Source organism: Kitasatospora sp. NPDC047058 (assembly GCF_040643935.1).
GTDB lineage: Bacteria > Actinomycetota > Actinomycetes > Streptomycetales > Streptomycetaceae > Kitasatospora.
Genome location: NZ_JBEYVJ010000725.1, coordinates 1 through 2,185, shown reverse-complemented (window position 1 = coordinate 2,185; position 2,185 = coordinate 1). Strand labels below are relative to the sequence as shown.

Here is a 2,185-nt window from a genome sequence, read left to right as displayed (position 1 = left end):
CCGGGGAGTCCCGGCCCGCGCGTCCTGGCGGAGCAACGCCCGACGCCGATGCCTCCTACCGACCGAGCGGGACGGTCGCGACCGCGTCCCAGCCGATCCGCCACACCGGCCCGTCCGAACCGGCCGGCACGACCCGCTGCCAGGCCACCTCGACCAGCACGATCCGGCCCACCGTGGACGGGGCGTGGCCGGGCCGGACACGGTGGACGATCTGCGCCAGTTCGTCGCTGTCGGTGTCGGCGGTCGCGTACCCGGCGGTCATGTGCAACACCCCGAGCGGGTAGCCGGTAGACGCGGCGCCGCGGACCTGGTGGACGGCGGTACGGACCCGCTGCTGGAGGTCCGCGAGCCGGTCGTCGGGGTGGAGGTCGAGGCGGACGCCGGTGCGGTAGGCGATCGGTGACCCGGCTTGGAGGACGACCGGGCCGAGATCCGCCACCCTCACCCGATCGGGACCCGGCACCGACACCGCCCCGAGGCCTCCGGGGATGCGCGCAACGTGGCCGACGTCGCACGGAGTTGGGCGGACGCGCCGTCCGTGTGCGCCCGTGCGCGGCTGCTGTGCTGCCCGTGGCGGCTGGTGTCATAGGTGCTACGCCTGGCAACCGAGTCGCGGGGGGAACGGGTGGGAGCACGCAGGCCGCCGGCACGGCGCAGGAGTTCGAGGAAGAGCGGCGGCGGAGAGGCCGCCGTCCTGGTGGCGGCCGGCGCCGTGGTCGTGATCGGCCTCGTTCTGGCCCTGCTCCAATGGTTGTTCGCGCACTGGTGGCTGCTGCTGCTCCTGTTCGCGGCCGGTTCGGCCGTCGCCGTGGTGGTGGTCAGGGCGCGGCTGGCCCGGGAGGCTGCAGCGCGCGAGCAACAACACCGGCTGCGGATGGCGTTGACCGGACCAGGCGGCCTGGACCACCTCGGGCACCGGGCGTTCGAGTACGCCGTGCGGGACCTGCTGCGCCGCGACGGCTGCCGCGCCGAGCAGGTCGGCGGCGGCGGGGACCAGAGTGCGGACGTCCTGGCGACCGACCCGCTCGGACGCCGCTGGGTGCTGCAGTGCAAGCACAAACAGGACCCGGCGGGCGGCGCTGCGGTCGGCGTCGGCGTGCTCTACGCGCTGGTCGGCACCAACGAGCGGGTGCACCGGGCGCAGGTGCCGGTGGTCGTCACCAACGGCAAGTTCACCGGCCCGGCGGTGAAGTGGGGCCGGGAGCAGGACGTCGTCCTGGTCGACCGCGAGCTCCTCGGCCGGTGGGCCTCGGGGGGCCGTCCGCTGTGGGAGCTGCTCCCACGCATCCCGGCGCCGCGCACCGGCCGCGGCCACTGACCGTCCCCACCGCTCCCCCGGCCCCCGGCCCTTTGCCCCTGACCGCTGTCCCCTGCATTCCTGGCCCCTGATCCCTGGCCCGCGAGCCCGAACCCCGGGCCCCGAACCCCTGTCCCCGACCTCATCGCCGCACCCGACGCCACGTCAGACCGTACTCAGGAACGGGGAATCCCGATGACCGTCAGCGCATCGGCGGCCTTCGCCATCATCATCCTCATGCGGCTGGGCCGCCGGACCGAAGCCCGCAGCCGGGCCGACGAACGGTTCACCGCCGTCCTCTGCACCGTGTTCGGCGTCCTCATCGCCGCCACACCCTGGGGTCAGGCGATCCTCCGCCTGGTCGGCGTGCTCACCCAGGCGACCCACTGACGACCGTCCGGGCCGGGGACGGTCGGACCCGCGACCGTCCTCGGCCCCTTCAGATCGCGTTCAGATCGCGAGGTCGCGACGCTCCAGCAGGGCGAAGGCGGCCGCGAGGCCGGCCAGGCCGACGGCGCAGAGGATCGCGAACGACGCCCAGGGAACGGTGCCATGGGCCAGGGCGTCACCGGGCGTGTAGTAGTGGAAGGGGCTGAGATAGCGCAGCGGCGCGGCAGGGGACCAGGCGAGGGCCACGAAGTTGAGGGCGAACCCGACCGCCCCGAAGGCGACCGTGGCGCCGACCACGTGGGCCCGGCGCCGGCTCAGCGCCGAGACGGCCAGCACCGGCCCGGTCAGGCAGAGGGTGAGCGCGCAGCCGAGCAGGCCGGCGGCGAAGACCCCTCCGATCGGAATGGCGTCGCGCAGGTCCGGCGAGAGGGCGACGCCCAGTGCGACCGTGCCGGTGGCGGCGGCGTTGAGCATGACGGACGCGGCGACCAGCGCGCC

Annotated in this window: 3 protein-coding genes and 1 pseudogene; 2 read left to right on the top strand and 2 right to left on the bottom strand. The window is 74.6% G+C overall.

What is annotated here, in order from left to right; genetic code table 11:
- Positions 1–55: 55 nt before the first annotated feature.
- A complete protein-coding gene (locus ABZ885_RS39825; RefSeq protein WP_360199895.1) occupies positions 56–439 on the bottom strand; it encodes a hypothetical protein in 384 nt (127 codons plus the stop codon).
- Between the two features lie 186 nt (positions 440–625).
- On the opposite strand from ABZ885_RS39825, the gene ABZ885_RS39820 reads away from it, so the two are divergent.
- Positions 626–1,318 (top strand): restriction endonuclease, encoded by a 693-nt coding sequence (locus ABZ885_RS39820; RefSeq protein ID WP_360199893.1) that lies wholly within the window; start codon positions 626–628, stop codon positions 1,316–1,318.
- 174 nt (positions 1,319–1,492) lie between these two features.
- Positions 1,493–1,687, top strand: coding sequence for a hypothetical protein (locus ABZ885_RS39815; RefSeq protein WP_360199891.1), 195 nt, complete (start codon positions 1,493–1,495; stop codon positions 1,685–1,687).
- A 60-nt stretch (positions 1,688–1,747) separates the two neighbouring features.
- Here ABZ885_RS39815 and ABZ885_RS39810 read toward each other — a convergent pair.
- Positions 1,748–2,185, bottom strand: a pseudogene (locus tag ABZ885_RS39810) (hypothetical protein); the annotation flags it as partial.

Bases quoted from the DNA above. Each gene is read 5' to 3' on its own strand.
- ABZ885_RS39815 (WP_360199891.1), top strand. From the start codon at position 1,493: ATGACCGTCAGCGCATCGGCGGCCTTCGCCATCATCATCCTCATGCGG.